The sequence below is a fragment of the Neisseria sp. P0006.S009 genome (genome assembly GCF_051962915.1).
GTDB classification, from domain to species: domain Bacteria; phylum Pseudomonadota; class Gammaproteobacteria; order Burkholderiales; family Neisseriaceae; genus Neisseria; species Neisseria subflava_E.
Genome location: NZ_JBQCUV010000002.1, coordinates 299,489 through 325,131, shown reverse-complemented (window position 1 = coordinate 325,131; position 25,643 = coordinate 299,489). Strand labels below are relative to the sequence as shown.

The window sequence follows — 25,643 nt, the reverse complement described above, 5'->3', positions numbered from 1 at the left end:
ATGTTTTCAGACGGCCTTAGCCGTGTTCTTTGCACACCAGGTCTTCAGGTGCGGATGTAATGGCGAAAATGCCCCGGATGGCGGCCTCTTTGACGGTTTCGGTGAAGTCGGAGAGGTTTTCGGCTTGTGATGAGTATTGGATGGCTTTAATCATCATCGGGGCGTTGAGGCCGGTCAGGATGGCGGATTTGTTTTCGCGCACCAGCCGGCGTGCGGCGTTGCACGGGGTTGCGCCGAAGATGTCGGTCATGATCAGCACGCCGCGGTTGTCGGGAAATTCCTGCAACGCGGCGATGGCGTTGTTGATGATGTCGTTTTGATCTTCGTCGGGCTGTACGCCGAGGATGTGGAGATTTTCGGGGAAGCCGTTGGGAAAGAAATGGTCGGCCAAACCGCGATAGGCTTCACCTATGGTTTCATGTGTAATGATTAACAAACCTATCATGATGTGTTCCTATTATTGGGGTTGAGGCCGTCTGAAGATTTTTCAGACGGCCTTTGTTTTATTTATTGTTTAAGGCGTAGATTTCGCCGAGGTTGCGCCAACAGCCGGCGGCATCCATGCCGTAACCGAAGACGTAGCGGTTGGGCACGTCCAAACCGACATAATCGGCTTTGGTTGGTTTTTTTTTGTCGATCAGTTTGTTGGCAAACACAGCCGCACGGCAGCTTGCCGCGCCCATTTTCAACAGTTTTTCCTGAATGGCGGCCATGGTGTGGCCTTCGTCCAGGATGTCGTCCAAAACGACTACATGACGGCCTTTGATTTGCTCGGGGTCGGGTATGCGTTTCCAGTTGAACGCGCCGCCTGTGAGTTTGTCTCCGTAGCGGGAAACATGGACGTAGTCAAAGTCCAAAGGGAAGCGCAACAGCGGCAGCAGCTGCCCTGTAAACACCACCGCACCACCCATGACAGGCAAGAGCAGGGGGTATTTGCCGCCCAAGTCGCGGGTAATGTCGTCGGCAACTTTTTGCAAGGCCGCGCGGCATTGTTCTTGGTCAAACAGCAAGTCGGCATTGTCCAGCATGGCTTGGGTTTCAAGGCGTTTGGTTTCTAAGTCGGTCATGATAGGTCGTGTTGAGTGCGGTTAAAAACAAATTATATAGCGGATTCAATCAATTTTCGACACAAGGCGCGGCAATAGTGTAGTGAAAGTGAAGGGAATTTGAGCCGACTACGTTCAGACGGCCTTTTGCCCTTCCGCTTCGTCCACCAGCAAAAATGCCGTCAAAGCCAAAGCGGTCAATACCGCCGTCAACACCATCGCCCGTCCGTAATTGTCCGCACCGGCGCGCCCGAGATAATCGTAAATCAAAGTAGTCAGCGTCTGCCATTCGGGGCGCGACAGGAATAATGTGGCCGCAAATTCTCCGATACACGTTGCCGAAGCCAAAGTCAGACCGCGCCGCAAGGCCGGTTTCAATAAAGGCGCGGTTACATAACAGGCCGTCTGAAAACCGTTTGCGCCCATGGTGCGCGCCGCCGCCGCGTAATCTTTGGGCAAACCGTCCCACGCGGCCAGTACGTCTTTGGCCACAAACGGATACGCCAACAGCGCGTAAGTCGCCGTCAGCAGCCACAGCGAAGCCGTCCACTGCGGATAGAGCAGCAATACGCCGAACGCGATGCACACAGGCGACACCATAAACGGCAAAAACATCAGCGCGCGCAACCACGCCATTTGCCGTGCCGCCGCCGCATACAGCACGCCTAAAACCGTTGCCGCCGCCACCGCTGCCGCAGAGAAACGGACGGTATTCCACACCGCCGCCCACGTTTGCGCTTCCAGCAAGACTGCCCACGAAGAGCCTGCCGATACCGCCTTGAGCCACACCGCCGCCAAAGGCAGCAGGCAGCATACTGCCAACATGGCCAATACCGTTGCCGTCAGCCATTTTTCCCAAGCCCATATCGGCGCACGCGGAGGCAAAGGCGAGACCGACTTATCCACAGTCACGCGCCTGCTCCAATACGCATACAAACCGCCTGCCGCCGCTGTAACCGCCAGCACCAGCCACACCAACACCGACGCACGTTCCATGTCCAACTCGTACGCCACCAGCCGGTAGATTTCCACTTCCACCGTCGCAAAACGTTCACCGCCGAGCAGCAAGGCCAGTCCGAAGCCTGAAAAACAATATAAAAACACCAAGCACGCGCCGCCGGCAACCCACGCGCGCACCACCGGCCATTCGACCCAGACAAACCGCCGCCACGCGTCCGCGCCCAAAGATTGCGCCGAGAGCAACCGCGCCTGCGGCACACGCACAAATCCCTGATACGCCGAGCGCACCAAAACCGGCAGGTTGAAAAACACGTTGCCGTAAATTAGCAGCCACGGCGTGTCCTGCCAACCTGCCGCCAGCATACCGTGTGCGCCAAACAAGGCCAGCACGCCCATGCCTGCTACCAAAGTCGGCATCACAAAAGGCAGCATCAGCAGGCGTAAAACCGTGCGCCGTCCGGCAAAGTCCATCCGCGCCAGCACCCACGCCGCAGGCACGCCCAAAGCCGTGACCAAGACGCAGGTCAAAACCGCCTGTGCCACCGTCCAGCCCAAGCGCAGGCGCATATAGTCATCAGCCACCATTTCCGCCCAAGCGCCTTCGCCGTCGTAAAACGCCAGCGACAGCAAAGGCGCGGCCACCATGACCGCTAAGAAACTTAAAGGCAGAAGCAACAGCGCAAACCGCCGAATCCAAACCTGCATCGATGCGTACCCGAGAATAAAAACGCCTATTTTAGCCCGAGTTCGGCATAGAAGGTGGTATTCCTGCCCTTGTTTTCAGACGGCCCGGGCAGCCTGACGGATAAAACCGCCGTTTCTTCAAATTTTCCAAACATTTACGAAGTCTCTTCAAAAAGGCAACATAATTGGTTGGACATTTTTGTTACAATGCCGCCGATTCAAAAAACCAAACAAATCAAAAACAAGGAAACATTATGACCGCTACACGTCCACAAACCTACGATGCCGTCGCGCGCGCGTTGCACTGGCTGACCGTACTCGGTTTCATCGGCATCCTCTCCACCATTACCGTTTGGACCATCTACGATGGCGAAGAATGGGTCAAATCGCTCTTCGGCGTGCATAAATCCATCGGTTTCATCACGCTGCTGGTGATTGCCATGCGCATTGTTTGGGCTTTGCTCAATGCGTCCAAACGCCCTGCCGCCGACAGCTTTGCCGCCAAAGCAGGCCACCTTGCCCTTTACGTTCTCATGCTCGCCGTTCCCGTTATCGGCATGATCCGCCAATACGGCGGCGGTCGCGGTCCGTTGAAAGTATTCGGTGTCGAAGTGATGCAGGGTTCGCCAGAGAAAATCGAATGGATGTCCAACCTCGGCAATATGGCGCACGGCAAACTCGGCTGGCTGCTCTTCGCGCTTGTCGCCGGCCATATCGCCATGGTTGTCGTCCACCGCATTCAAGGCCACGACGTTTTGTACCGCATGATCGGCCGCCGTTCTTAAGTATAAAACGGTAAACAGACAAGGCCGTCTGAAAACAGTTTGACCAAGCAAAAACTGTTTTCAGACGGCCTTTTTGTATTTGTGTTAATCTGCAAAAGTAGGGCAGGCATTTTGCCTGACGTTGTCCAAATACTGTAAACCATACCGAGAAACACCATGACTGCTCCCATTCTCGCCATCACTTCCGGCGAACCGGCCGGTATCGGCCCCGACATCTGCCTCGATTTGGCTTTCGCCGACCTTCCTTGCCGCCCCGTTGTTTTGTGCGACAAAAACCTGTTGGCGCAAAGGGCCGAACAGCTCGGCAAATCCGTCATCCTGCGCGACTTTCAAGCCCAAGCGGCTGAACCGTTGCCTAAGGGCGAACTCGAAGTCCTGCATATTCCTTTAGATGCCGAGTGTCGGGCAGGCGAACTCAATCCTGCCAATGCCGCGTATGTTCTCCGGCTGCTGGATACGGCGTATCAAGGCATTTCAGACGGCCTGTTTGCCGGTATGGTTACTGCGCCGCTGCATAAAGGCATCATCAACGATGCCCACGCAGGCAACGGCTTTTTCAGCGGTCATACCGAATACCTCGCCGAAAAAAGCCATACCGAACAAGTCGTCATGATGTTAACCGGCGGCGGCCTGCGTGTGGCATTGGTCACCACCCATCTGCCGCTGAAAGATATTTCCGCCACCATCACGAAGCCTTTAATCGAGTCGGTTGTCCGCATTCTTGAACACGACCTGCGCCATAAGTTCGGCATAGCCAAACCGGTCATCCTCGTTACCGGCCTCAATCCCCACGCGGGCGAAGGCGGCCATTTGGGACACGAAGAAATTGACACCATTATTCCGGCACTTCATGCCCTGCAGGCCGAGGGCATAGACGCACGCGGCCCTTATCCGGCCGATACCGTGTTCCAACCCTTCCTGCTCAAAGATGCCGATGCCGTCCTCGCCATGTATCACGACCAAGGGCTGCCGGTGCTCAAATACGCCGGTTTCGGCGAAGGCGTGAATATCACCCTCGGCCTGCCCTTTATCCGCACTTCCGTCGACCATGGTACTGCCTTGAACTTGGCAGGCACGGGCAAAGCCGACTCCGGCAGTTTGATTACCGCCGTTCGTGCCGCGCTTGATATGGCGCACAATATGCAGCAGGCCGTCTGAAGCGTGAAGGTTTAATCGTTCGCAGGCGTAATGTGTTCCTGTAACAGCATCATCAGGGAGCATCTGCCTGCCGATTTGATGAAGCCGATGGATGCTTGGACAATAATCAGCGTTTTATTTTAAAAACCATATAAAAAGGCCGTCTGAAGCCCCATGTTTTGGGTTTCAGACGGTCTTTGGGTTTTTTGGTTTACCAAATTTCAGACAAAGTTTCTTTGACTTTAGCCTTCACTTCCGCACCGAAGCGGCGGCTGAGCATTTTGCTGAAATCGTCTTGCGGCGTGTAGTTGACCAGCTCGGGGGCTTTGACGACATCGCGGGCAACGCTGTAAATGCTGCCGAAGTCGTCAATCAGGCCGACCTGTTTGGCTTCTTTGCCAGTATAGATGCGGCCGCTGAAAACGTCAGGATACTGTTTGTCTTTCAACCTTGCGCCGCGGCCGAGTTTGACGGCTTTGATAAATTCTTGGTGAATATCGCCCAACATGGTTTCCCAAATTTGGGTTTGTGCCGGGGTTTCAGGCGTGAAAGGGTCGCCCATACCTTTGTTGCTGCCGGCGGTTTTCAGACGGCGTTTGACACCGGCTTTGTCCATCAGGCCGGTAAAGTCGAAACCGCCGCCGATCACGCCGATGCTGCCGACAATGCTGGAAGGGTCGGCGTAAATTTTGTCGGCTGCGGCGGCAATGTAGTAGCAGCCGGAAGCGCACATGTCTTCGGCAACGAGGTAGACAGGGATGTCTTTGTGTTCGGCTTTGAGGCGGCGGACTTCGTTAAAGGCCGTGTTGGACACGACAGGCGAACCGCCAGGGCTGTTGGCACGGATGATGATGGCTTTGGCGTTGCCGTTGTTGTAGGCGGCTTCCATGCTGTCGCGCAGGATTTGGACTTGGTCGTCGATGTCGTTGCCGATTTCGCCGGTCAGGTCGATAACGGCGGTGTGTTCGCTGCGGGCTTGGATGCTCGTGGTTTTTCCTTCTTCTTCTGCGAAGCCGAAGATCAGGCTGAGGAAGATGAGGACGGCGACACCGCGCCAGATATTGCGCCAAATGCGGGCGCGGCGCTGTTCTTGGTAGGCGGCGAGGAGGACTTCACGCAGGGTGTTGCGCTCCCAGTTGTCGACGGGTGTGGAGGCTGAAGAGGGTGTGTTTTGGGCATTGCCTTCACGGTGGATTCGGTATTGCATGATGTGATGTGCTTTCTTGTAGGCCGTCTGAATGTTCAGACGGCCTTATCGGTTTTAGTTGATGGAATAGCCGCGCAGGTATTGCGTACGTTCGCGGGTCATGCGGGTCTCACACTGCAGGCGCAGGTATTCTGCTTGTGCGGAGTTGTCTGCGGACGCGGCTGCTTGTTGGCAGTTGAGTTTTTTGCTTTGAATCCAGGCGCGTTGTTCGCCGAGGATTTGTTGTTTGACATCGCTGTCTAAGCCGCCCCAGAGGTCGTTGATTTCGCCGTCCGCCTGACGGTTTTGCGCGCGCGCGTTGTCGAGTTCGCTTTGGCTGAGGCCGGGCGGCTCGTTGCGTTGGGTTTCATGGTCGGGGCGCAGGACTTCGTAATCTGAATCGTCGCCGTCATCGGTCAGGCCGGCAGCTTGGCTGGCGGCGTTGTTTTCAAGGATGTCTTGCGGATTGACAGTCGGCGGCTCTTCCGTGTTTTGGTTTTGCAGCAGCTTGATGGCCTGCTCTTTGGATACAGGCTTGCCGTCTATCATAACAATGCTTTTCACGCCGTAGGGCAGCAGGGTAGCGGAAAGGGTTTGGGCGGTGGTGCTCAGGGTGTTGTCTTCGAGAATCAGTTTGCCGTCTTTGTCGGGGGTGTAGAGCAGGGTGGTGCTGAACGTGTTGTTTTCAAAGGTCAGGTTGCTGCCCATCAGTTTTTGTTCGAGCATGTCGGACAACGGGGTGCTGCCGTAAATCAGCGGGCTGTTGTCTATGGCCGTCTTGAGGATGGTGTCGGGAATGCGGATTTTGAGGTTGGCACGGCAGATGGCTTTGCCGTCGTCTTCGGTTTCTTTGGGGTCTTCAAGCAGGGTTTCTAATTCGAGGCCGGCGGCGATGATTTTGTCGGCATCGACGAATTGGCGGTTGTCATTGCGGGCAAAGGAGCGCGCTTGTTGTTTGAGGGTGTCTTCGATGGTGGTACGGATGTTTTGCAGTGTGGCCGGTTGGGCGCAATCAAGCGCGGCTTTCGGCTCTTCTTTGCTGCATGCGGCAAGAAGAATCGTGCTTAAAATCAATACGGAAGCGGTTTTTTTGTACATGGGTACTCCTGAAGATGACGGCCTTTCAGACGGCCTGACGTGCTTATCATAACAAAAGCACTTGCAGCAAGTAAATGCGGCAAGTGCTTTTCTATGTCAGACGTATCAGCCTTTGATGACGCTGATGAAGCCGGAGAGGATGGCGGCGTTGAGCAAGTCAACGAAGAACGCACCCACCATAGGCACAATCAAGAAGGCTTTGTGAGACGGGCCGAAAGTTTGGGTAATGGACTGCATGTTGGCAACGGCAGTCGGGGTGGCACCCAAACCGAAGCCGCAGTGACCGGCTGCCAATACGGCAGAGTCGTAATCGCGACCCATGAAGACGTAGGTAACGAAAGTGGCGTACAGAATCATCACGACGGTTTGTACGGCCAAGATGATGGTTACAGGGCCTGCCAGACCGGTCAATTCCCACAGTTTCAGGTTCAGAAGAGCCATAGACAGGAAGAGGGACAGGGAGGCGTTACCGAATACGTCGATGGCGCGGTCAAACATATTGACTTTGAAGGCGGCAGTCAAGACGTTGCGGATGACCACGCCTGCAAACAGACACCATACGAATTTAGGCAAGTCGAAGAAGGCTTTGTCGTAGCTGTCCACGATTTCGGCAAAAGCCAAACATGCGGCAAACATCGCGAGCGTTTCGACAGCGGAGTCAGCCGTAATCAGGCGGGTGCGCTGTGCTTGTTCGAAGATGTCATCAGTAGCATCGTTGTCGTCGGATTTGGCAGTTTTGACGATAGGTTTACGGCCCATTTTGTTGATCAGACGGCGTGCAACAGGACCACCGATCAAACCGCCGAATACCAGGCCGAATGTTGCAGAAGCCATACCTAAGCCGGTTGCGCCGGTCAGGCCGAATTTGCTTTCAAAGTCAGGACCCCATGCACCGGCGGTACCGTGACCACCGGTCAGGGTAATCGAACCGGTAATCAGGCCAATCAGCGGATCCAAGCCCAATGCGCTCGCCAAGCCGACACCGACAAAGTTTTGGACGATGATAAATGCACCCACCACGGCGGTAAAGATAACCAAAGGCAAACCGCCCGCTTTCAAACGGGAGAAGTCGGCGCTCAAACCGATGGATGTAAAGAAGATAAGCATGAACGCATCTTGCAGCGGTTTTTCAAATTTGAAGCTGACGCCGTAGGCTTCGTGCAGGGCGAACAGGACGATAGCGGCAATCAAACCGCCGGCGACCGGCTCGGGAATATTGAAGTCTCTTAAGAATTTGATTTTTTGAACCAGAAATTTACCAACCAGCAACACGAGCGTGGCGGCAATCAGTGTGTAATAACTGTTGAATTCCCATTCCATGTTGTTTCACCTCCTAGAAATGTTTTTCCGAGCATCCGTTTTTGTTCCGGATGTAGTGTGTTTCAACGCTTGGCGTTATCCGCCGAGTGTCATGGTATTGATGCGCGGACAAGGCGTTTTCAGAAAGAAATGAAAACAATGACGTGTCCGTGAAAAATAACTGGCAAATATTAGGGGAATAGTTAAAGATTGTCAAAAAATGCGAGTGTAAATATTTTCAGACGGCCTTTTGTCCGATGGTATGGTGCACTTCGTGGCGCCATTGTTCTAATAGGGATGTTAATGATTCGGCCGAAGTGTGGCCGTTGCTGATGGCGGCCTGCAGCCAGTAGCAGGCGGTCGGAACATGGCAGCTTACACCTTGTCCGTGATAGTAAAAACAGGCGAGGTGGTATTGGGCGGAAGGGTGGTTTTGTTCGGCAGCGATGGCGTACCAGTGGGCGGCCGCCCGAGGGTCTTGTGCCGTACCGAGGCCGTAATGGTAGATGCGACCTAAGGCTGCCGCCGCATTTTTATGATGGAACTCGGCCGCTTCCATGTAATTTTTGCGCGCGGCATTGTAGTCGGCAGGACGGCCGATGGCGTGGGCTTGTGCTTCTGCCAAATGGTAGATGGTTTCGGTTTGTTGCTGTTGCAGGGCGGCTGTTTTGATTTGTTCGTATTGTTGCGGATGGTACAGCGCGGCGTCGCTGATGAGTTTTTGTGCGGCAGCGGCAGAACCCAGCGCGGCAGCACGGTGGTAGTAATCATGCGCGACATGGTTGTCAGCTTTAATGCCGAGGCCGTAGCGGTAGAGGTCGCCCATGATTTTCAGCGCTTCGGGATGGTTTTTCTCGGCAGCGGCTTTGGCATATCGTGCCGCTTGGAACGGATCGCGTTCGGAAAGTTCGCCGGTCAGGGCGTATTGGGCCAGCTTGGCCTGTGCTTCCGCTTGCTCCTTATCGGCGGCACGACGATACCATTCTAAGGCTTCGGGTTTGCGTTGGGCGGCAAGAAGGTCGGCCAGCAGGATTTGTGCGGCGATGTGGCCGGCTTGCGCGGCTTGTTCGAGGTATTGTTCGGCTTGTCCGTGGTTGGGGTTGACACCTGTGCCGTAGAAGTAAATTTGACCGAGTTGCCAGTAGGCGACAGTCACGCCGAGCGCGGCCGCTTTTTCGTATTGTTCGATGGCTGTTGCAACGTCGCCTTGGCGTTGATGATGACGTGCCAGATGGTAATATGCAGGCGCGGCATATTGCGCGGCGGCAAGCTCTGCCCAGTAGAGCGATTGTGGATCGTTGCGTTGCGCATGGTAACGCATGAGGATTAATTGGGCTTCAAGGTGACCTTGCTCACCCAGCCAGGCGTATTCGTTAAGAAGATGTCCAGTCGGGGTACCGTTGCGTTCGCGTTGTTGCAGCAGGATAAAGAGTGCCTTGGGATGGCGTTGGGCCGCGGCGGCTTCCAGCCATGGAAGTGCCTGCTCCGGATGACCGTTTTGCAGCAGATGGTCGCCCAATACGAAAGCAGCTTCCGTATATCCCTGCTCTGCGGCCTGTTGCAGCAGGGGCAGGGCTTGGGTAGTATTGGATTGTTCCAAAAGGGCGGCGGCTTGCCGGTAGAGGATTTCAGGAGCAGCGGTCATGGTTTGCGGGCGGATATAAAGTGGAAGACGGATGTTGCGGCATATGGGCGGCGATACCGGTTGAGAGCTTTGTAAAAATTTTGCTCGGCATAGTTTTGTAGAGTGTATTGTCTTGCTGGCTTATCTTTAGGATGTTTGGCTTGTTATATTGTTTTGCCTAGGGATACATCCATATTTTGTGTGTTACAAAAGGCTCAGCTTGAGTCGGTATGCGCTCATGACAGCTCGGTCATTATACTGTCTTTGTAATTTATTGTTAATGATAAATGCAGGTTTTTGTGTTTTATTTACATGGCAGTAGCTAAGGTATATTGATTGCTTCAGGCCGTCTGAAAAACATTTCAGACGGCCTAAACTTTTCTTTCGCTAAGTCAGGTTGTTGGAGTGGAAGAGTCGGAGGTTTTTTTGTTAGGGAAAAAGACCTGACTGTAGAAATTACCGTTAATTTGGGTCACGTTGAGGTGGTACATTCGGTAGGTATGGAACAGCTCTTTGTCAGGCGGTGTCGGATGATTCCAAAATTCCGCCAAGGTATTTTGGTCAGTAATGCCGGGAATATCATAATAGGCACGGCCGAGAACCTTAACTGGCATATTGTGAATCAGTCCGGACAGGCCGCTGGTACTGTTGATGGTGACCATACCGAGGCCATGGCGCAGGAAAACGGGCAGGGGGACATCATGGACGTAAGTGATACGGCCTTTGAGTTTGGGGTGTTTTTTGATAAAGCGTTTGATGTCGCACGAGTAGTCGATAAAGCCGCGGTCCATCGGATGATGCTTGATGATGAGGTTGGTATCGGCAGGCGCGTGCGCGGCAAAGGAGGCCAAAATATGGAGCAGGAAGCTGCGGACGCTGGAAAAGTCACAATGGATGCGGACTTGGCTGTCGTTGAATACCTGCAAGGGAACAATAAAAAATTTGCCGTATTTGCCCGCCTCCACGCGTTTGGCGATTTGGATGTCTTCAATGTAGTAGTTCAAACGCTTGAGGATGGAGATTGACCACAGTTTGAGGTAATGGCCGGCATTGGATGCGCGGTGGTGGATGTAGTTTGGGTACTTGTTCGGGTTGCGGAACAATTCGATATAGTAACGGACGGCATTTTTGGCCATGGGCATAAACCCGCCGCGTACCGGCGTCGGCGCTTTGTATTCCTGCTGGGCAAGCTTAGGGAATTGTTCCAAAAAAAAGTCGGCACGGCGCGGTAATAGGGAAAATGCGTTGACGCCGTCTTTTTCTAAGGTGATGTAGTAGGGGCGGAAATAGCCTTCTTCAAACGCCCAGAAACTGGCTTGGTTTTCGTTTGCAATGCGTTTTGCAATGACGTGATAAGGGCGTGTGTCACCAAAGCAGACAACGGCCTGGATGTGATGTTGAACGATGTATTCTTGCAAAAATTCAGGAAAGGCATCGTAGTTGTCGTTAAAAACAACGGTATGCGCTTGAGTGGGCGGATAAAAATAGTCGTCGCCTGCATTAAAGTTGAATTTATGTACAGTTTTGCCATTTTCAGTCAGCCAATTGGCAAGACGCAGAAAAAAATTGCCGACAGGTCCTTGAAGCAGCAGGATATTTTCTGCGCTTTCAAGCAGGTTTTGCAGGTTGTTTTTGAGGACGGTCTGTTTCATGTCGCAATGTGGTTTTGTTTTTTATGTAATAGTTTTAGGTTGAACTTTCAAGCATACGCCAAGAGAATTAACGATGCAAAGGCAATGATGCCGCAATAGAGGCAAGTTTATGACGTGTCGTTAATTTAGATGGTGTTTATTTGAAAGATCGATATAGTTGTTTGATTTTACCTAATTTTTTAGCAAAGTACCCGCGATGTAATCCGTTGTTGTTTTTTTGCATATTTTTTTGTCGTATCAGGATTTGGGCAGCGGTTTCCGCATTGATGGCCTGATGGGTTTCGGGATGGATATAGTCGGGATAGTGTATGAGCGTACCGGCAATCAGCTGCCAAAGCTCAAGCCTGCGGCTGCGGCGCGGAATGGGGAGCAGATCTTGGGTAAGCCCCCAGCCTGCATAGAAAGGCAGGCCGTAGCAGCTGACTTTTTTGCCACGCAACAAGGCTTCAAAACCGGTCAGCGAAGTCATGGTATGTACTTCGTCTGCGTATTGGAGACAGGTCAGGATATCGGCTTGTTCGGCGGTTTGGTCGGCATATCGTGCAGCATCTTCAGGAAAAATCTGGCCGATACGGTTACCGCTGACTACATCGGGATGCGGTTTGTAGATGATATAGGCATCGGGATTGCATTCGCGTACAGTACGGAGCAGATCCAGATTGCGATAGATTTGGGGCGAACCGTAGCGGATAGACGCGTCATCCTCAACTTGGCCGGGAACGAGGATTACGGTTTTGTCGGTTGATGGGGCGGTGAAGTCTGAGCTGCCGACGTTGTATTTGCTGATGTGGTTTTCGGTCAGCATTTTTTGCAGCTTCAAGGCCGTCTGAAAGTCTTGATCGTTGAAGTTTTGGTTTTGCAGGATGTGTTCAAGACGTGACGGGGTTTCGGCATTGAAATAAATGCCCATATCGTCGGTAACGAGCGACAGCGGCGGGACTAAATTAGAACCAAGCCCGACCGAGCGGATAAAGCCGTCTTCCATGCGCAACAGGGGGATGTGGTGTTGTTCGGCAAAACGGACGATGGTCTCTTTGCCGTTGCCCCAAGCTAGGATGCGTGCATCATCGGACAGTTTGACCCCTGCCAGTTTTTGGGTAGAGGAGATAAATTTCAGACGGCATGAAGGTACGTTAAAGAACGGTTTGGCAACCGCGCGTTTCCACAAAGACATGCTGACGCAATATAACTCACCACGTAATTTGTCGTTTTTGCGTTTGACCGTCGCCAGATAGTCGATGACATCAAAGAGGCTGCCTGCTTCGCCGGTATTGGGGTTGAGGTAGCGGCTGTATTGCAGATAGGCTGCTGCGAAGAGTTGCAGCAAGTTGCGGCGGGCGCGGCGTTGGGTTTGAACAAGGCTGTCGATTTTTGGATGGCGGTCGTCGCTCACGCCCCATCCGGCATACCACGGCAGGCCGAAGGTGGTCAGTGGTTTGCCGCACAAAAGTGCCTCAAAGCCCATTTGTGAGGTAACGCAATAAACTTTATCGACGTTTTGCAACAAAGAAATCGGATTGATGTCTTCTGCCAAAAGATGGACGCGGTGTTGCTGCGCCAGCTGGGTCAGATAGCCTTGTTTTTTGCCGCACAAAACATCGGGATGGGTTTTTACCCAGATATCGGCTTGCGGATTTTCATTCAAGGCCGTCTGAAACATCAGTTCAAACGTAGAGGCATCTGCGCCGCCATATTGGATGGCCATATCGCCGAAGGTTTGATCAATGATAAGGACAGTTTCGGGTTTGGATGGGGAACGCAAAGGATGATCGTCTGAAAGTTCGGGCGCGTGGTTGTATTTGGATAGATGATGTCGCAGGATGAAATCCATCGCCTGTCGCGCCTGAGCCAAGGTTTCAGACGGCATGGTATCAGCGGCGAGAATCAGTTGTTCCAAACGCGAAGGACGCGTGGTGTCGTAGTAGATACCGATGTCGTCATAGACGATGGAGTAGGGCGGATAGCCGGCGACGCCCAGGCTGAGCGAACGTAAAAAACCGTCTTCCAAAGCAATAAAGGGAAGCTGGTGTTCAGCGGCAAAAGCACGCGCTTTGTGTGTCGTTGGGCGCAAACCCCAGCCGACAACAGCCTCTGCTCCTTTTCCGTCTTTGCAGATATGAAATTCAGGCAATAGGATGGAGAGATGGGGGATTTTGCGGATGCCGCGAGAGGGGATGTAGGCGTTTTTCACAATGCGTTTTCGTCGATTATTGTTATTAATGGATTGTAGGCCGTCTGAAAAGAGGAACATTCTTTCAGACGGCCCGAATTATTTTTTAAAACGTGACGGCTTCGGCCAATACTTTGCCTGCCAAGTCTTTAGGCGACAGGTTCGGCTCGCCTTGCAACGGCCAGTCAATGCCGACGGTCGGATCATTCCAAATCAGCGAGTGTTCGGCTTTGGGATTGTAATAATCCGTGCATTTATAGACGAACTCGGCTTCGTCGCTCAGTACATAGAAACCGTGTGCGAAACCTTCGGGTACCCACAGTTGGCGTTTGTTTTCTGCGGACAGGATCTCGCCTACCCATTTGCCGAAAGTGGGGGAGCCTTTACGCATATCGACGGCTACGTCGAATACTTCGCCGACAACCACGCGCACGAGTTTGCCTTGTGTGTTTTCAGTTTGATAGTGCAGGCCGCGCAATACGCCTTTGCTGGATTTGGAGTGGTTTTCCTGCACAAAGGTGCGGTTGCAGACTTGGGTTTTGAACCACTCGTCGCGGAAGGTTTCCATAAAAAAGCCGCGCGCGTCGCCGAAGACTTGCGGCTCAAGCAGTTTTACGTCAGGAATGGCGGTATCAATGATGTTCATCGTTTTATCTTTCATCTAAAGGCCGTCTGAAAAGTTTCAGACGGCCTCAAACATTATTTTTTCAACAGGCGCAGCAAATATTGGCCGTATTGGTTTTTCGCCATCGGGTGCGCCAGCTCTTCCAGTTTTTCATCGGAAAGCCAACCGTTGCGCCAAGCGATTTCTTCCAGGCAGGCGATTTGCAGGTCTTGGATGTTTTGCACGGTTTGGACGAATGAAGCAGCTTCGTGCAGGCTCTCGTGAGTGCCGGTGTCCAGCCATGCAAAACCGCGTCCCAAAAGTTGTACCGACAATGAACCGTCTTCCAAATACATTTGGTTGAGGTCGGAAATTTCCAATTCGCCGCGGGCGGACGGTTTGATTTGTTTGGCGAACTCGACGACGCGGTTGTCGTAGAAGTACAAGCCGGTTACCGCCCAATCGGATTTTGGCTGTTGCGGTTTCTCTTCGATAGACAGGGCGTTGAAGTTTTCGTCAAATTCAACCACGCCGAAACGCTCGGGGTCTTTGACCTGATAACCGAATACGGTTGCGCCGTGGGTCTTGGCGGCGGCCTGTTTCAATGTTTGCGTAAACGATTGGCCGTAGAAAATATTGTCGCCCAAAACCAAGCAGACATTATCATTACCGATAAATTCTTCACCGATGATAAATGCCTGTGCCAAGCCGTCCGGAGTGGGTTGCACGGCATAACTGATGGAAATGCCGAAATCGCTGCCGTCGCCGAGCAGGCGTTTGAAAGAGGCGTTGTCTTCAGGCGTGGTAATTACCAAAATATCGCGGATTCCTGCCAGCATCAATACGGACAGGGGATAGTAAATCATGGGCTTGTCGTACACGGGCAGCAGTTGTTTGGATACGCCGCGCGTGATGGGGTAGAGGCGTGTGCCGCTGCCGCCGGCAAGGATGATGCCTTTCATGGGTTTTCTCCTGAGTAGTGTGTGTTTGCATGATTTTCAGACGGCCTAATATGGGAACAGGCCGTCTGAAAACTTATTTTCCGGTGCCTAAACGTTCCAAACGGTAGCTACCGTTCAATACGTTTTGCCACCAGGTTTTGTTGTCCAAATACCATTGCACTGTTTTGCGGATGCCGGATTCGAATGTTTCTTGAGGTTTCCAGCCCAGCTCCCTGCCGATTTTGGCTGCATCAATGGCGTAGCGCACGTCATGGCCGGGACGGTCTTGTACGAAAGTAATCAAATCTTCATAACGCGCCACGCCGGCCGGTTTTTCAGGAACAAGCTCTTCCAGCAGGGCGCAGATGGTTTTGACGACTTCAATATTGGCTTTTTCATTGTGGCCGCCGATATTGTAGGTTTCGCCGACAACACCTTCGGTAACAACCTGATACAGCGCGCGTGCGTGGTCTTCGACAAACAGCCAGTCGCGGATTTGCATACCGTCGCCGTAAACGGGCAGCGGTTTGCCGTCAAGCGCGTTCAGAATCATCAGCGGAATGAGTTTTTCCGGGAAATGGTAAGGGCCGTAGTTGTTGGAGCAGTTGGTTACGATGGTCGGCAAACCGTAAGTACGCAACCATGCGCGGACGAGATGGTCACTGGACGCTTTAGAAGCAGAGTAGGGGCTGGACGGCGCGTATGGCGTGGTTTCGGTGAACAAATCGTCCGTACCGTGCAAATCGCCATAGACTTCATCGGTAGAAATATGGTGGAAGCGGAAGGCTTCGCGCTTTTCAGACGGCATTTGTTGCCAGTAGGCGCGGGCCGCTTCAAGCAGATTGAATGTGCCGACGATATTGGTTTGGATAAATTCGCCTGCCGAATCGATAGAGCGGTCGACATGGCTTTCCGCAGCCAAGTGCATCACGGCATCTGGCTGGTGTTGTGCGAATACGCGGTCGAGTTCTGCACGGTCGCAAATATCTACTTGCTCAAAAGCATAGCGAGGATTATTGGCTACCTCAGTCAAAGATTCCAAATTGCCGGCATAAGTCAGCTTATCGACATTGACGACAGAGTCTTGGGTGTTTTGGATAATATGACGGACAGCGGCAGAACCGATAAAGCCCGCACCGCCGGTAACAAGGATTTTTTTCATAAGTTTCATAGGATAGTCAAAATAATATAAACGGATTATAGCAGACAGAATGTGTGTTTTTCAGATAAAGAGGCCGTCTGAAAACATCTCTTTCAGACGGCCTGTATTAAGTCAACTTAATCGTCGTAGCCATTTGGGTTGTTGCTGACCCAACGCCATGAGTCTTCCATCATCTGCGCCAAATTGCGTTTGGTTTCCCAACCGGTCTGCGCTTTGGTGTAGGCAGGGTCGGCGTAACAAACAGCAATATCACCAGGGCGACGGTCTTTAATTCGATAAGGAACTTTCAGGCCTGAAGCAGTTTCAAAGGCTTTGATCATATCTAGTACGGAATAGCCGTTACCTGTGCCTAAATTAAATATATGTACACCGGACTTGGTTGAATGGCTTTGCATAGCTTTCAAATGGCCATCGGCCAGATCAACAACATGGATATAATCGCGCACACCTGTGCCATCAGGGGTAGGGTAGTCGTTTCCGAATACTGACAACTCTGTCAGTTTACCCAAAGCGACTTGGCAGATATACGGTAAGAGGTTATTTGGAATACCATTTGGGTATTCTCCGATTAAACCACTTTTGTGTGCGCCTACAGGATTGAAATAGCGTAGCAGAATCACGCTCCAGCGTGGGTCGGCTTTTTGAATATCAGTCAAAATACGTTCGACTATATATTTTGATGTGCCGTAAGGATTGGTTGTACCTCCTACTGGCATATCTTCGGTAATTGGCGTACGTGCAGGGTCACCATATACTGTAGCAGATGAGCTAAATACAATACTAAATACTCCTGCCTTAGCCATTTCTTCTGCCAAAATCAAGCTACCCGATACGTTGTAATTGTAATATTTCATAGGTAGTGTATTGCTTTCGCCTACCGCTTTCAAACCGGCAAAGTGCATCACAGTTTGGATTTTATGTTCGGCAAAAATCTTTTGCAGCATAGCGCGATCTCGGATATCTCCTTGATAAAAAGGAATATCTTTGCCAGTGATTTTTTTTAGACGTGGCAGAATGTTGATACTGGAATTGCACAGATTGTCAAGAATTACGACATTGTAGCCCGCTTCAATCAGCGAAATAGCGGTATGCGAGCCGATAAAACCGGTACCGCCGGTGATAAGAATAGTCATTGGTTTTCCTTAATTAAAATTGTGTTTGGAAGTCGTGAAACCGGTTGGCTGAAAATACAAACGCTTTCAGATGGCTTGGTGTAAGTGTTGTCAAAGAGGGATTGCTTTATTTGGTTATTGTATATTTAGTTACCTGAAAAGTAAAAAAATATGGGATAATCACAATGTTATGCACAGGGTGCAAAGCGTTATCATTTCAATTTTAATAAAAGGATCTTACCATGTCAGTATCTAACGAAGTTTTGGCGTTGATTTCACAAGTTGCACAAAAACAAGTGTCAGCAAATGAAGAATTGTTGTCTACGGGACTTATTGATTCTGTGAGCGCAATGGATTTGGTTATGGCCATCAAACAAAAATTTGATGTTGATTTGCCGTTTGAGCAACTGGTTGATATTTTGGCAAACTCAGCCAATATCATTCAATATGTTGAAAATAATTACAAAGGCTAAATCATGAAACAATTAAATGAATTCCAAAATCTTGATGATTTTTTGGAATACCGTTTCAGCCAAACTTCGGGAAAAGCGTTAGTTAATGATACTCAGGAATGTTCTTGGGAAGAGTTGCGCGTAAAAATAGCCGCATTTATCGAGGCTTACAAAAGCATAGCAGATATTACCAAAAACATTCCTTTGGTGTTGCACGGCCATAAAGAAATTGATTTTGCAGTGGCAATTTATGCCTGCTTATTAAACAAAATCCCTTTTATTCCGGTGGATAGTATTTATCCTGAAAGCCGTTTGAACAATATCTGCCAACTGTCGAAAGCACGTTTTGTGTACCGTTCGGCAACGCAAACTTTTGAAAAGCAGACTGATGAAGAAGTAGAGTTGGCTGAAAAAGATTTGGCTTACATCATGTTTACTTCAGGAACAACCGGCGCACCTAAGGGGGTGCAAATCGGTCGTGAAGCTGTATTCAACCTGATGAAATGGATGAAAGAGCAGCTTAATTTAGCCGCACCTAATGTGTTTATGAATCAGGCTCCGTTTGCGTTTGATTTGTCAATGTACGAAATCTTTGGCAACTTGGCTTACGGTGGTTGCATTGTCATGAACAGTCGTGATGCTATTTCTAATCCTGCCACCTGGATTGATTTTTTGGTCAAACAACAAATTACTACTTGGGTTTCCACGCCTTCTTTTGCCATGCAGCAGCTGCTCAACCCTAAATGTAGTCAGGCTACTTTACCGAGTTTGAAGGAATTTTTGTTCTGTGGCGAAAAACTTGGCAAACCTGTAGTAAATATGATTTTTCAAAAATTTCCCGGTGTCCGTGTTATCAATACCTATGGTCCGACTGAGGCTACTGTAGCAACAACTTACGTTGATATTACGCCTGATATGCTGGCGGCAGAAGAAGAGTTGCCTGTAGGCATTGCCGTGCTTAATTCCAAATTAGAGATTGTTGACGAAGAGATTTGGATTAGTGGTAATCATGTGATGCGTGGCTATCTGAACAACGAAACTGAAAATGCCAAACGCTTGGTAGTACACAGTGCAGATAACCGCACTTATAAAACAGGTGACTACGGTTTTGAAAGAAATGGATTGTTCTATGTACAAGGCCGTAAAGACGAGCAGATTAAGCTCAATGGCTACCGTATCGAACTTTCAGAAATTGAAGAAAAAATCCTTAACCTTAAGGAATTTGCCTTTGATAATGTGGCAGTAGTGGCGTTGAAGCGCAACACAGGCGCAGTATTGCGTTTGGTGTGTTTCTATACAGCCAAGCAAAGTGCAGATACTCAGGCGATCAAAGACGCATTAGTACAAAATTTACCGTCTTACATGATGCCGTCTGAATTTATTCACATTGATGAAATTCCAGTCAGCACCAACCACAAAACCGACAAAAAAGCATTGTTGGAAAAATATCAACAGGGTTTATAAAATGGATTTATATAAAATTCAGCAAAACATCTTACGAAAAGCCAAGATTGATCCTCAAAAGGTTAACGCTTGGATTTATAACAATCAAAGTATAGTGTTTGATTTTCTGTTGAACGACTATTTTGTCAGCGTCAGTTATACGGTAGTAGGACAAACCTTTAACTTTATTGAGCGTAATAAGAGCAAGGTTTCTCAAATTTCTGGTTTTCCAAAATTTTTGAAATATATTTCAGAAGTCTATGGAAGTTACCCGCAATCGGTTAATCAAGAAAAGACAGTATTGTCTTTTAAATTTGCTGAAGCCGATTGGGCAAAAATTGAGGATAAATTTAGTGAGATTTTAGAAGTTACTTCCATTTATCTTGGCAGCGAACTGTGCTACATCCTGAATGTTGAAAAAAATAAAGGCATTAATTTAGCCGAGTACTTGGATAAGCCGGAAGTTGAATACATTGGTGTTAAAGGCGACAGTAATGAGTTTTTCCTAAGCTATGCTCGGAATCATGGTCTAAGTGATTATGTCTATGAGCTAAATAATAGAGGCTTTTTAGCTGTTGAACACAAAATGGGTGTAAGTGTGTTCCGTCGTGTGAACAAGCACAGTTATAAAGATCTTTTGGCTTATTTCCCAGACTCTTTCCATGAGTTGGAAAATGTTATTTATACTGTTGAAGCACCGAAAGTATTGAGTGCCAACAAGAAAAATCTATTGGTGTTGTTCTCTTATACCAATAAGAGCAATGAGAATATGGTTGACCGTTATTATAGCCACCCATTTCCATTTATCAGCAACAGCATTATGCCAAATACTTATATCATCCGTATGGCTGATGTATCAGACGCGTTTGGCAGTCACGGGTTGAATACAAAGTTTGATGAAAATATCGAAGACAATATCCAGCGTTTCATTAAGAGCCTGATGAATATTTATGGCGTAGATAAGAAAAACGTAGTCATTTGCGGTGCATCATCAGGCGGTACAGGAGCGGTATATCACGGCTTAATTGGTGGGTACAAAACCTTTGCAATCGACCCATTTTTGGGCAACCATAAATACTATGGTGGCAAAGATCCATTGTATCTGCACTCTATCCGTACGCCGATTTTGGAGACTTTCAAAAAGCTACCGGATGTAATTGATCATAACCTTGAAAATCAAGTGGTCATTTCATCGGCTAAGGTATCAGAGTTTTATCCGGATATTAAAGAGCTGAAAGAAGCATTGCCTACAGTTGTATTATGTGAATTTGACTTTGAAAAAATTCAAAAGCACATAGATTTTTCAGGCAACACAGTATTCTTGTCCAATACCATTATCAATAATTTGCTGTTGGACATCCATATCACTGATTCGGACATTAATCTGAACTAAATGCGAAGTAAATAGACAGTAAGTTTAAAATTTACTGTCTATTTTTTTAATATTTGAACCATATTTATCATGTTTGGGGAATGTAATGATAGATAAAACGACTGAAGAATTTCAGCAAGAAATTCTTAAAAATATCAAATTAAAAAATACGTCTGTTGATATTTATTATCAGCAGAATGTGTACTGCAATTTCAAATCTGACCGTGAAACACCATTTTCTGTCAGTTTAAATTTAGTTTGGCAGAAGATTTTCCTGTTTTATCGTAATAAAAGTGAGATAGATAATATCGGAGAAATGTTTCCAAACTTCAGTTTATCTAAGCAGGATGGGGATAATGTATACATTTATGATGTCAGTGCTTTGGATTTTGCCCAAACCTGTGCAGTCTTTATCAAATTGGCCGAACGTGCGGAACAATATTTTTCTGAACGGCCAGTAGTTAACAGCCGTAAAAAAGAAGTGATGTCAGGCAATTATATTGATACTTCCGGAAATAAAATTACTGCACCTGATAATCTGCGAAACTGTCATTTCCAATTTCTAGGAGGAGGTGGGAATGAAGTTGTTATCCACCCTAATGCAAACTTGCGTAATGTGTTTTTGGAATTTTTAGGCAAGGACAGCAAAGTCTATATTGGCGAGAATGTTTCTATGCAAGGCCAATGGTGTTTGGGAGTAGGCTGTACGATTAACATCGGCAGTAAAACTACCAGTACCAATCCGGTTTATATTACTGTTGCCGAACATACAACCTTGTCCATTGGTGAAGATTGTATGTTTGCCACGAATAATCAAATCCGTACTGATGATGCACACCCGATTTATAATGTTCATACTGGCAAACGTTTAAATGTTTCTAAAGACGTTACCATTGGAGACAGAGTGTGGGTAGCCTATGGCGCAACAATTTGGGGTGGTACAAAGATTGGTAGCGGTAGTATTGTTGGTGCATTTTCGGTAGTGAAAAAACATTTTCCTAATAACTGTGTTATTGCAGGCGTGCCGGCTAAAGTCATACGCAAAGATGTATTTTGGGAACGCAATAATGTTTTATACACAGATATAGATGAAGGTAAGGATTTGGCAGAAATGAATCATGTTACCTATATCAATTCAACAGTAGAACTTGATTAGTGCATCTAATAGTAAAGGCCGTCTGAAAACATAAAAGTTTTCAGACGGCCTTTTTTAAGATAAGACAGAGATTACTCTAAACAAGCCAATTGTTTTTTCAGACACTCAGCCTGTAATGCCTTGTCACCTTTCGCTTCGGCTATTTCAGCTGCCAGTTTCCAATATGCTGCTGTGTCTTGTAGAGAGAGACTGTCAAAATAACGTTGTGCTGTTTGATGGTTTTTCAGACGGCATAAAGCAGTTGTATAAAGATACATCGTTTCCGGTGAGGTTTGTGCAAAATCAGCCAATATTTTGGTGACAGACTCCCAATCTTGGTTTTGGGCTAGTTTTTCAGCTTCATACAAGGCCAAAGACGGATTCTCAGGATATTTTTGGCGCAGTTGAGCCAATAGATATCCTTCGCCGTCAGTGTTGCCGGTAGCGTACATTTTTTTCAGATAATCGACTGTTAAATCTTCAGGAATGAAGAGCAGATTTTCTTCAAAGGCACGGTTAAGCTGGGTAAATAGTTTTTCAGAATCACCGCGTAATTTTGCCAGTCTTGCAATGGCGATACGGCAACTTGGATCATTCTGAGTATGGTTTTCAAAAGAAACCAAATACTGATGCGCGCCTTGTAAGTTACCAAGTTTCATGCAGAGGTAAGAAGCCAATAGCTCGGGTTTTAGATAACCTTTTGTGCGATCGTCCAAGCTATCAATATACGTTTTCAGTAAAGCCAATGCTACAAAATAATTCTGCTCCGATAGCTTTTGTGCTACGGTCAACAAAGGTTGATATGAGTCGGATAAGTCTGTACCTATCCGGGCAAACAGTTTTTCAGACAGCCTTTTTGCTTGATGAAACGAGGCTGCAAGTAATGCTATAAGTAAATCATTTTGCGTTCCTATATGCTCGTTTTCAGCAAAAAATTCCGCCCCTTTAACGGCATTACCGATATATAAGTCCATTTTCGCATTCCAGTAACCTGCGGTATCGGGATAATCAGGTAACAGGTTTTGCAAAGTATCAAACTGTTTGCTCTCAAATAAAGCGTTCAGATAACGATGGCGATAATCAGCTGTTTCTTCCGCATTCAGACGGCCTGTATCAAGCAGAGTTTGAATACGGCTTGCAGCCAAGTCCCATGCCTGATGATTTTCTGCTTGCTCAATCATATCGACCAGAATCGGTAGGTTGTCGACAGTTTCGGCATGATCAAGGGCGATAATAGCTTGATACACACGTTCGCAGTTACCACCTTTTTGAAATGGGAAGGTAGCACGGATACGTTCAAGATATTTTGGTTTTAAACCCGTTTTGAGAATATTTTCTAGTTCATTAAATGTTTCTTGTTCAGTTAACGTGACTGGCCCAAAGCCAGAACTTTCATAGTCAAACCATCCCCTTTGAAGGGTATGGGCTCCAGAGAAAAATTCTTTTTGATCAAATTGATAATAGATAATAGATTTATTCAGATATGCCATATCAAAGGCTACAGAGGAATAGTCAGTAATTAAAATTGATGATTGGCCAAATAAGGTTTGTATACTTTCTATAGCACTTGATCCTTTCCAAACCTGAATGTAATTAGGAATATCAAAGAAGTCTAAATAAGGCTCAATATTCGGGTGTGGAGCAAATATAACTTCATAGTTAAACTTTTCTGCTAATTGTCTTAAATTTATAGAGTGCAAAAAATTAAACCAATGTTGCGCATAGGAAGTTTTCATAAAATCACTATTTAACGCACGTGTGTTGCTACCGCGACCAATATTTTGTCCTACAATATTGTTTCTCCAAGTAGGCATAATTAGGATTTTTCTACTTTGATCAATATTTTTTGATACTAAACTATCATAACGAGGAAAGCCTGCTAACACTGTTTCTTTTTTTGTTAGCTTATAGCGGCTAGGGTTAGCTATGATTGTTTGATATTCAGGGGTGGCAGTAGTAATAAAACAATGTAGATTAGTTTTAGTATTGAACCATGCAGAAAGGTCGTTTTGGGTGACTCCATGTTGAAGGAAGACGAATTTTTTGCTGTGTTCGTACAAATCACCAAAATAATTGTTAATGTGTTTTTCTAGATGGCTGGAAATGATTTTTTCAGCTTTACGCAAACGTTGTTCGTATTCTCTACCACCAAATTCTACAAGTTTAAAGCCTTCTTGTTCGAGACGGTTCCAGTCAGAGGCGGTTCTGTTGAGTGCGAAATAACAAGTTTGTTCAGGGTGGTTCTGCATCATATAACGATAAAAATGCTCAGCGTTGTCGTCAGCTTTGGTTTCCCTGTCCATCAAGAGCCAACTGCCGTCTGAAAGGTATTTTTCAGACGGCGTAAATAAACCGATAAGTTCATTTAATGCGATGCCGTGCATAAAGGTTTTACCTTTAATCGAAATTCGCATTGCTTTTTTGTTAAGTAGAATATTAATTTTGGCGTTGTCTGCAACATCCCCATAGGGAACCCACAAACGTTTTTCGTAAACAAATAATTGTTCATTTAGCTTATTAACTACGCTTTTTACATAGACAGGAATAAGATCATGCCCATCAGCCTGCACAGAATATGGCTGGTCGAAATAGGTAAAATAGCTGATAAGGAACTGTTTGCGTTCACGATCAATGTTTTCAATATAGGCGATTTGGAATGGTGGCTCGCTCTGTTTGAACATTCCAAGCATACCAACTTTATGGAATAGCCATACTCCCGCTAAGCCAAATTCCATAATATTTTTTTGATCAATATAATTAAAAACCTGCTGCATTAGATCATAAAAATGTGATTTTTGTTTGGCATCCAACAAATCTAGACGTTCAGGTCTATTAAGCAATTTTTGGATATACCAAGCCATATCATATAATGCGGTTTTTTGTATTGAGGAGGGTACATGCCCTAAGCGGTTTTTATAGTTTTGAAGCATAGGCAAGAAGCCATACTCAAAAACATTAGAAAACTTTTCTACTTTTTGCCAAGAAGTATCTAAAGTGGATGTGCCACTTTCACGTTTGCGATAGAAATAGACGGCATCTCTGTCAAACACAGCTTTTGCATCCTGCAAATCTAATAAATAGTCTGCAATAAATTTGCCATCTTCAAAGTTTGGCTTAACATTGTGGTCAAACACCAAATTCTGTTTTTTAATATGGCTGACTCTGAAAAAGGTGGAGGCAGCTGACATATTGATAAATTTATCGAGCTTAGCAACATCAATAACGTGGGTTTTATCAAAACGGAATTTTAAAGGATGATTATCTTTTATAATATTTTGATTTTCAAAGAAAAAAATCATATTGGTAGCTACGGTTACTGCCGACGGATGTTGGCTAATTTGAGTATCTACTGATTTGAAGTAGTCAGGGTGAAGATAATCGTCAGGGTCAGTAAATACTACCCATTCCGTTTGTGTATGTTGTAAACCTAGATTGCGTGCCGAGGCCTGGCCGCCATTTTCTTTGTAAAAATAATGGATATTTTTAGGAAATTTGGCTTGCCATCGTTTGATGATTTCTGCTGAATGGTCGGTTGACCCATCATCTACTAGAATGATTTGAATGTGTTTTTTGAAATTCAAGCTTTGTTTGACGATACTGTCAAAGTATTCATCAAGGTATTTTTCGACGTTATAAACGGCTGAAACGATTGTAAATTGATTATTACCTTCGTATTTTAAGGGAAGGTATTTTTTGAGTTTCATTACGCGTTTGGCGTACATGTCGCGGAAAAAGAGTTTAGGGTCTCGTAAGAGCTTCCGAAATTTTTTATTGTTCATTT

General features: G+C 47.6%; 20 protein-coding genes. 6 read left to right on the top strand and 14 right to left on the bottom strand.

Going from position 1 to position 25,643, the window contains the following annotated elements; genetic code table 11:
* Positions 1 to 16 precede the first annotated feature (16 nt).
* The 3 genes from ACTHTK_RS05350 to ACTHTK_RS05340 all read right to left on the bottom strand — a co-directional run bounded on the left by ACTHTK_RS05350 (position 17) and on the right by ACTHTK_RS05340 (position 2,711).
* Positions 17 to 445: a PTS sugar transporter subunit IIA gene (locus ACTHTK_RS05350; protein ID WP_049344952.1), complete on the bottom strand. Its 429-nt coding sequence runs from the start codon at positions 443 to 445 to the stop codon at positions 17 to 19.
* 58 nt (positions 446 to 503) lie between these two features.
* Entirely contained in the window at positions 504 to 1,067 is a 564-nt protein-coding gene (locus tag ACTHTK_RS05345) for a hypoxanthine-guanine phosphoribosyltransferase (protein ID WP_107723863.1), read from the bottom strand.
* A 114-nt stretch (positions 1,068 to 1,181) separates the two neighbouring features.
* Positions 1,182 to 2,711: an ABC transporter permease gene (locus tag ACTHTK_RS05340; protein WP_107723862.1), complete on the bottom strand. Its 1,530-nt coding sequence runs from the start codon at positions 2,709 to 2,711 to the stop codon at positions 1,182 to 1,184.
* Positions 2,712 to 2,944: 233 nt separating this feature from the next.
* On the opposite strand from ACTHTK_RS05340, the gene ACTHTK_RS05335 reads away from it, so the two are divergent.
* Entirely contained in the window at positions 2,945 to 3,475 is a 531-nt protein-coding gene (locus tag ACTHTK_RS05335) for a cytochrome b (protein ID WP_107723860.1), read from the top strand.
* A gap of 156 nt (positions 3,476 to 3,631) precedes the next feature.
* On the top strand, positions 3,632 to 4,633 hold the full coding sequence (pdxA, locus tag ACTHTK_RS05330; RefSeq protein WP_107723859.1) for a 4-hydroxythreonine-4-phosphate dehydrogenase PdxA: 1,002 nt from the start codon (positions 3,632 to 3,634) through the stop codon (positions 4,631 to 4,633).
* 190 nt (positions 4,634 to 4,823) lie between these two features.
* On the opposite strand, the gene ACTHTK_RS05325 is transcribed toward pdxA, so the two are convergent.
* From ACTHTK_RS05325 to galE, 10 genes are all read right to left on the bottom strand, one after another.
* Positions 4,824 to 5,819, bottom strand: coding sequence for a S49 family peptidase (locus ACTHTK_RS05325; RefSeq protein WP_107723858.1), 996 nt, complete (start codon positions 5,817 to 5,819; stop codon positions 4,824 to 4,826).
* Between the two features lie 54 nt (positions 5,820 to 5,873).
* Complete coding sequence (locus ACTHTK_RS05320) at positions 5,874 to 6,896, bottom strand: lysozyme inhibitor LprI family protein (protein WP_107723857.1); 1,023 nt, start codon at positions 6,894 to 6,896, stop codon at positions 5,874 to 5,876.
* A gap of 105 nt (positions 6,897 to 7,001) precedes the next feature.
* Positions 7,002 to 8,216 (bottom strand): sodium/glutamate symporter, encoded by a 1,215-nt coding sequence (gltS, locus tag ACTHTK_RS05315; RefSeq protein WP_107723856.1) that lies wholly within the window; start codon positions 8,214 to 8,216, stop codon positions 7,002 to 7,004.
* 217 nt (positions 8,217 to 8,433) lie between these two features.
* Positions 8,434 to 9,840, bottom strand: a complete 1,407-nt coding sequence (locus ACTHTK_RS05310) for a tetratricopeptide repeat protein (RefSeq protein ID WP_107723855.1) — start codon at positions 9,838 to 9,840, stop codon at positions 8,434 to 8,436.
* 371 nt (positions 9,841 to 10,211) lie between these two features.
* On the bottom strand, positions 10,212 to 11,471 hold the full coding sequence (locus ACTHTK_RS05305) for a capsule biosynthesis protein (RefSeq protein WP_107723854.1): 1,260 nt from the start codon (positions 11,469 to 11,471) through the stop codon (positions 10,212 to 10,214).
* Between the two features lie 136 nt (positions 11,472 to 11,607).
* Positions 11,608 to 13,722, bottom strand: a complete 2,115-nt coding sequence (locus ACTHTK_RS05300; RefSeq protein WP_107723853.1) for a capsular polysaccharide biosynthesis protein — start codon at positions 13,720 to 13,722, stop codon at positions 11,608 to 11,610.
* Between the two features lie 25 nt (positions 13,723 to 13,747).
* Complete coding sequence (gene rfbC, locus ACTHTK_RS05295; RefSeq protein ID WP_199903873.1) at positions 13,748 to 14,287, bottom strand: dTDP-4-dehydrorhamnose 3,5-epimerase; 540 nt, start codon at positions 14,285 to 14,287, stop codon at positions 13,748 to 13,750.
* A gap of 53 nt (positions 14,288 to 14,340) precedes the next feature.
* A complete protein-coding gene (gene rfbA, locus ACTHTK_RS05290; protein WP_107723851.1) occupies positions 14,341 to 15,207 on the bottom strand; it encodes a glucose-1-phosphate thymidylyltransferase RfbA in 867 nt (288 codons plus the stop codon).
* Between the two features lie 73 nt (positions 15,208 to 15,280).
* Positions 15,281 to 16,348: a dTDP-glucose 4,6-dehydratase gene (gene rffG, locus ACTHTK_RS05285; RefSeq protein ID WP_107723850.1), complete on the bottom strand. Its 1,068-nt coding sequence runs from the start codon at positions 16,346 to 16,348 to the stop codon at positions 15,281 to 15,283.
* Positions 16,349 to 16,464: 116 nt separating this feature from the next.
* The gene (gene galE / locus ACTHTK_RS05280) at positions 16,465 to 17,481 is read right to left on the bottom strand and encodes a UDP-glucose 4-epimerase GalE (RefSeq protein WP_107723849.1); all 1,017 of its coding nucleotides are present in this window, start codon (positions 17,479 to 17,481) and stop codon (positions 16,465 to 16,467) included.
* 221 nt (positions 17,482 to 17,702) lie between these two features.
* On the opposite strand from galE, the gene ACTHTK_RS05275 reads away from it, so the two are divergent.
* From ACTHTK_RS05275 to ACTHTK_RS05260, 4 genes are all read left to right on the top strand, one after another.
* Positions 17,703 to 17,933, top strand: coding sequence for an acyl carrier protein (locus tag ACTHTK_RS05275; RefSeq protein ID WP_003747973.1), 231 nt, complete (start codon positions 17,703 to 17,705; stop codon positions 17,931 to 17,933).
* Between the two features lie 3 nt (positions 17,934 to 17,936).
* A complete protein-coding gene (locus ACTHTK_RS05270) occupies positions 17,937 to 19,376 on the top strand; it encodes an AMP-binding protein (protein WP_107723848.1) in 1,440 nt (479 codons plus the stop codon).
* A gap of 1 nt (position 19,377) precedes the next feature.
* A complete protein-coding gene (locus tag ACTHTK_RS05265; protein ID WP_070765549.1) occupies positions 19,378 to 20,748 on the top strand; it encodes an XcbB/CpsF family capsular polysaccharide biosynthesis protein in 1,371 nt (456 codons plus the stop codon).
* Positions 20,749 to 20,833: 85 nt separating this feature from the next.
* Positions 20,834 to 21,883 (top strand): acyltransferase, encoded by a 1,050-nt coding sequence (locus ACTHTK_RS05260; protein WP_107723847.1) that lies wholly within the window; start codon positions 20,834 to 20,836, stop codon positions 21,881 to 21,883.
* Between the two features lie 71 nt (positions 21,884 to 21,954).
* Here the strand turns inward: ACTHTK_RS05260 and ACTHTK_RS05255 are convergent, their stop codons facing one another.
* Positions 21,955 to 25,641 (bottom strand): CDP-glycerol glycerophosphotransferase family protein, encoded by a 3,687-nt coding sequence (locus ACTHTK_RS05255; RefSeq protein ID WP_107723846.1) that lies wholly within the window; start codon positions 25,639 to 25,641, stop codon positions 21,955 to 21,957.
* Positions 25,642 to 25,643 lie beyond the last annotated feature (2 nt).

Bases quoted from the DNA above. Each gene is read 5' to 3' on its own strand.
- gltS (WP_107723856.1), bottom strand. From the start codon at position 8,216: ATGGAATGGGAATTCAACAGTTATTACACACTGATTGCCGCCACGCTC.
- ACTHTK_RS05335 (WP_107723860.1), top strand. From the start codon at position 2,945: ATGACCGCTACACGTCCACAAACCTACGATGCCGTCGCGCGCGCGTTG.
- ACTHTK_RS05270 (WP_107723848.1), top strand. From the start codon at position 17,937: ATGAAACAATTAAATGAATTCCAAAATCTTGATGATTTTTTGGAATAC.
- ACTHTK_RS05260 (WP_107723847.1), top strand. From the start codon at position 20,834: ATGATAGATAAAACGACTGAAGAATTTCAGCAAGAAATTCTTAAAAAT.
- rffG (WP_107723850.1), bottom strand. From the start codon at position 16,348: ATGAAAAAAATCCTTGTTACCGGCGGTGCGGGCTTTATCGGTTCTGCC.
- ACTHTK_RS05305 (WP_107723854.1), bottom strand. From the start codon at position 11,471: ATGAAACAGACCGTCCTCAAAAACAACCTGCAAAACCTGCTTGAAAGC.
- ACTHTK_RS05320 (WP_107723857.1), bottom strand. From the start codon at position 6,896: ATGTACAAAAAAACCGCTTCCGTATTGATTTTAAGCACGATTCTTCTT.
- ACTHTK_RS05345 (WP_107723863.1), bottom strand. From the start codon at position 1,067: ATGACCGACTTAGAAACCAAACGCCTTGAAACCCAAGCCATGCTGGAC.
- galE (WP_107723849.1), bottom strand. From the start codon at position 17,481: ATGACTATTCTTATCACCGGCGGTACCGGTTTTATCGGCTCGCATACC.
- ACTHTK_RS05350 (WP_049344952.1), bottom strand. From the start codon at position 445: ATGATAGGTTTGTTAATCATTACACATGAAACCATAGGTGAAGCCTAT.
- ACTHTK_RS05310 (WP_107723855.1), bottom strand. From the start codon at position 9,840: ATGACCGCTGCTCCTGAAATCCTCTACCGGCAAGCCGCCGCCCTTTTG.
- ACTHTK_RS05255 (WP_107723846.1), bottom strand. From the start codon at position 25,641: ATGAACAATAAAAAATTTCGGAAGCTCTTACGAGACCCTAAACTCTTT.
- ACTHTK_RS05325 (WP_107723858.1), bottom strand. From the start codon at position 5,819: ATGCAATACCGAATCCACCGTGAAGGCAATGCCCAAAACACACCCTCT.
- ACTHTK_RS05265 (WP_070765549.1), top strand. From the start codon at position 19,378: ATGGATTTATATAAAATTCAGCAAAACATCTTACGAAAAGCCAAGATT.
- ACTHTK_RS05300 (WP_107723853.1), bottom strand. From the start codon at position 13,722: ATGTTCCTCTTTTCAGACGGCCTACAATCCATTAATAACAATAATCGA.
- rfbA (WP_107723851.1), bottom strand. From the start codon at position 15,207: ATGAAAGGCATCATCCTTGCCGGCGGCAGCGGCACACGCCTCTACCCC.
- rfbC (WP_199903873.1), bottom strand. From the start codon at position 14,287: ATGAACATCATTGATACCGCCATTCCTGACGTAAAACTGCTTGAGCCG.
- pdxA (WP_107723859.1), top strand. From the start codon at position 3,632: ATGACTGCTCCCATTCTCGCCATCACTTCCGGCGAACCGGCCGGTATC.
- ACTHTK_RS05275 (WP_003747973.1), top strand. From the start codon at position 17,703: ATGTCAGTATCTAACGAAGTTTTGGCGTTGATTTCACAAGTTGCACAA.
- ACTHTK_RS05340 (WP_107723862.1), bottom strand. From the start codon at position 2,711: ATGCAGGTTTGGATTCGGCGGTTTGCGCTGTTGCTTCTGCCTTTAAGT.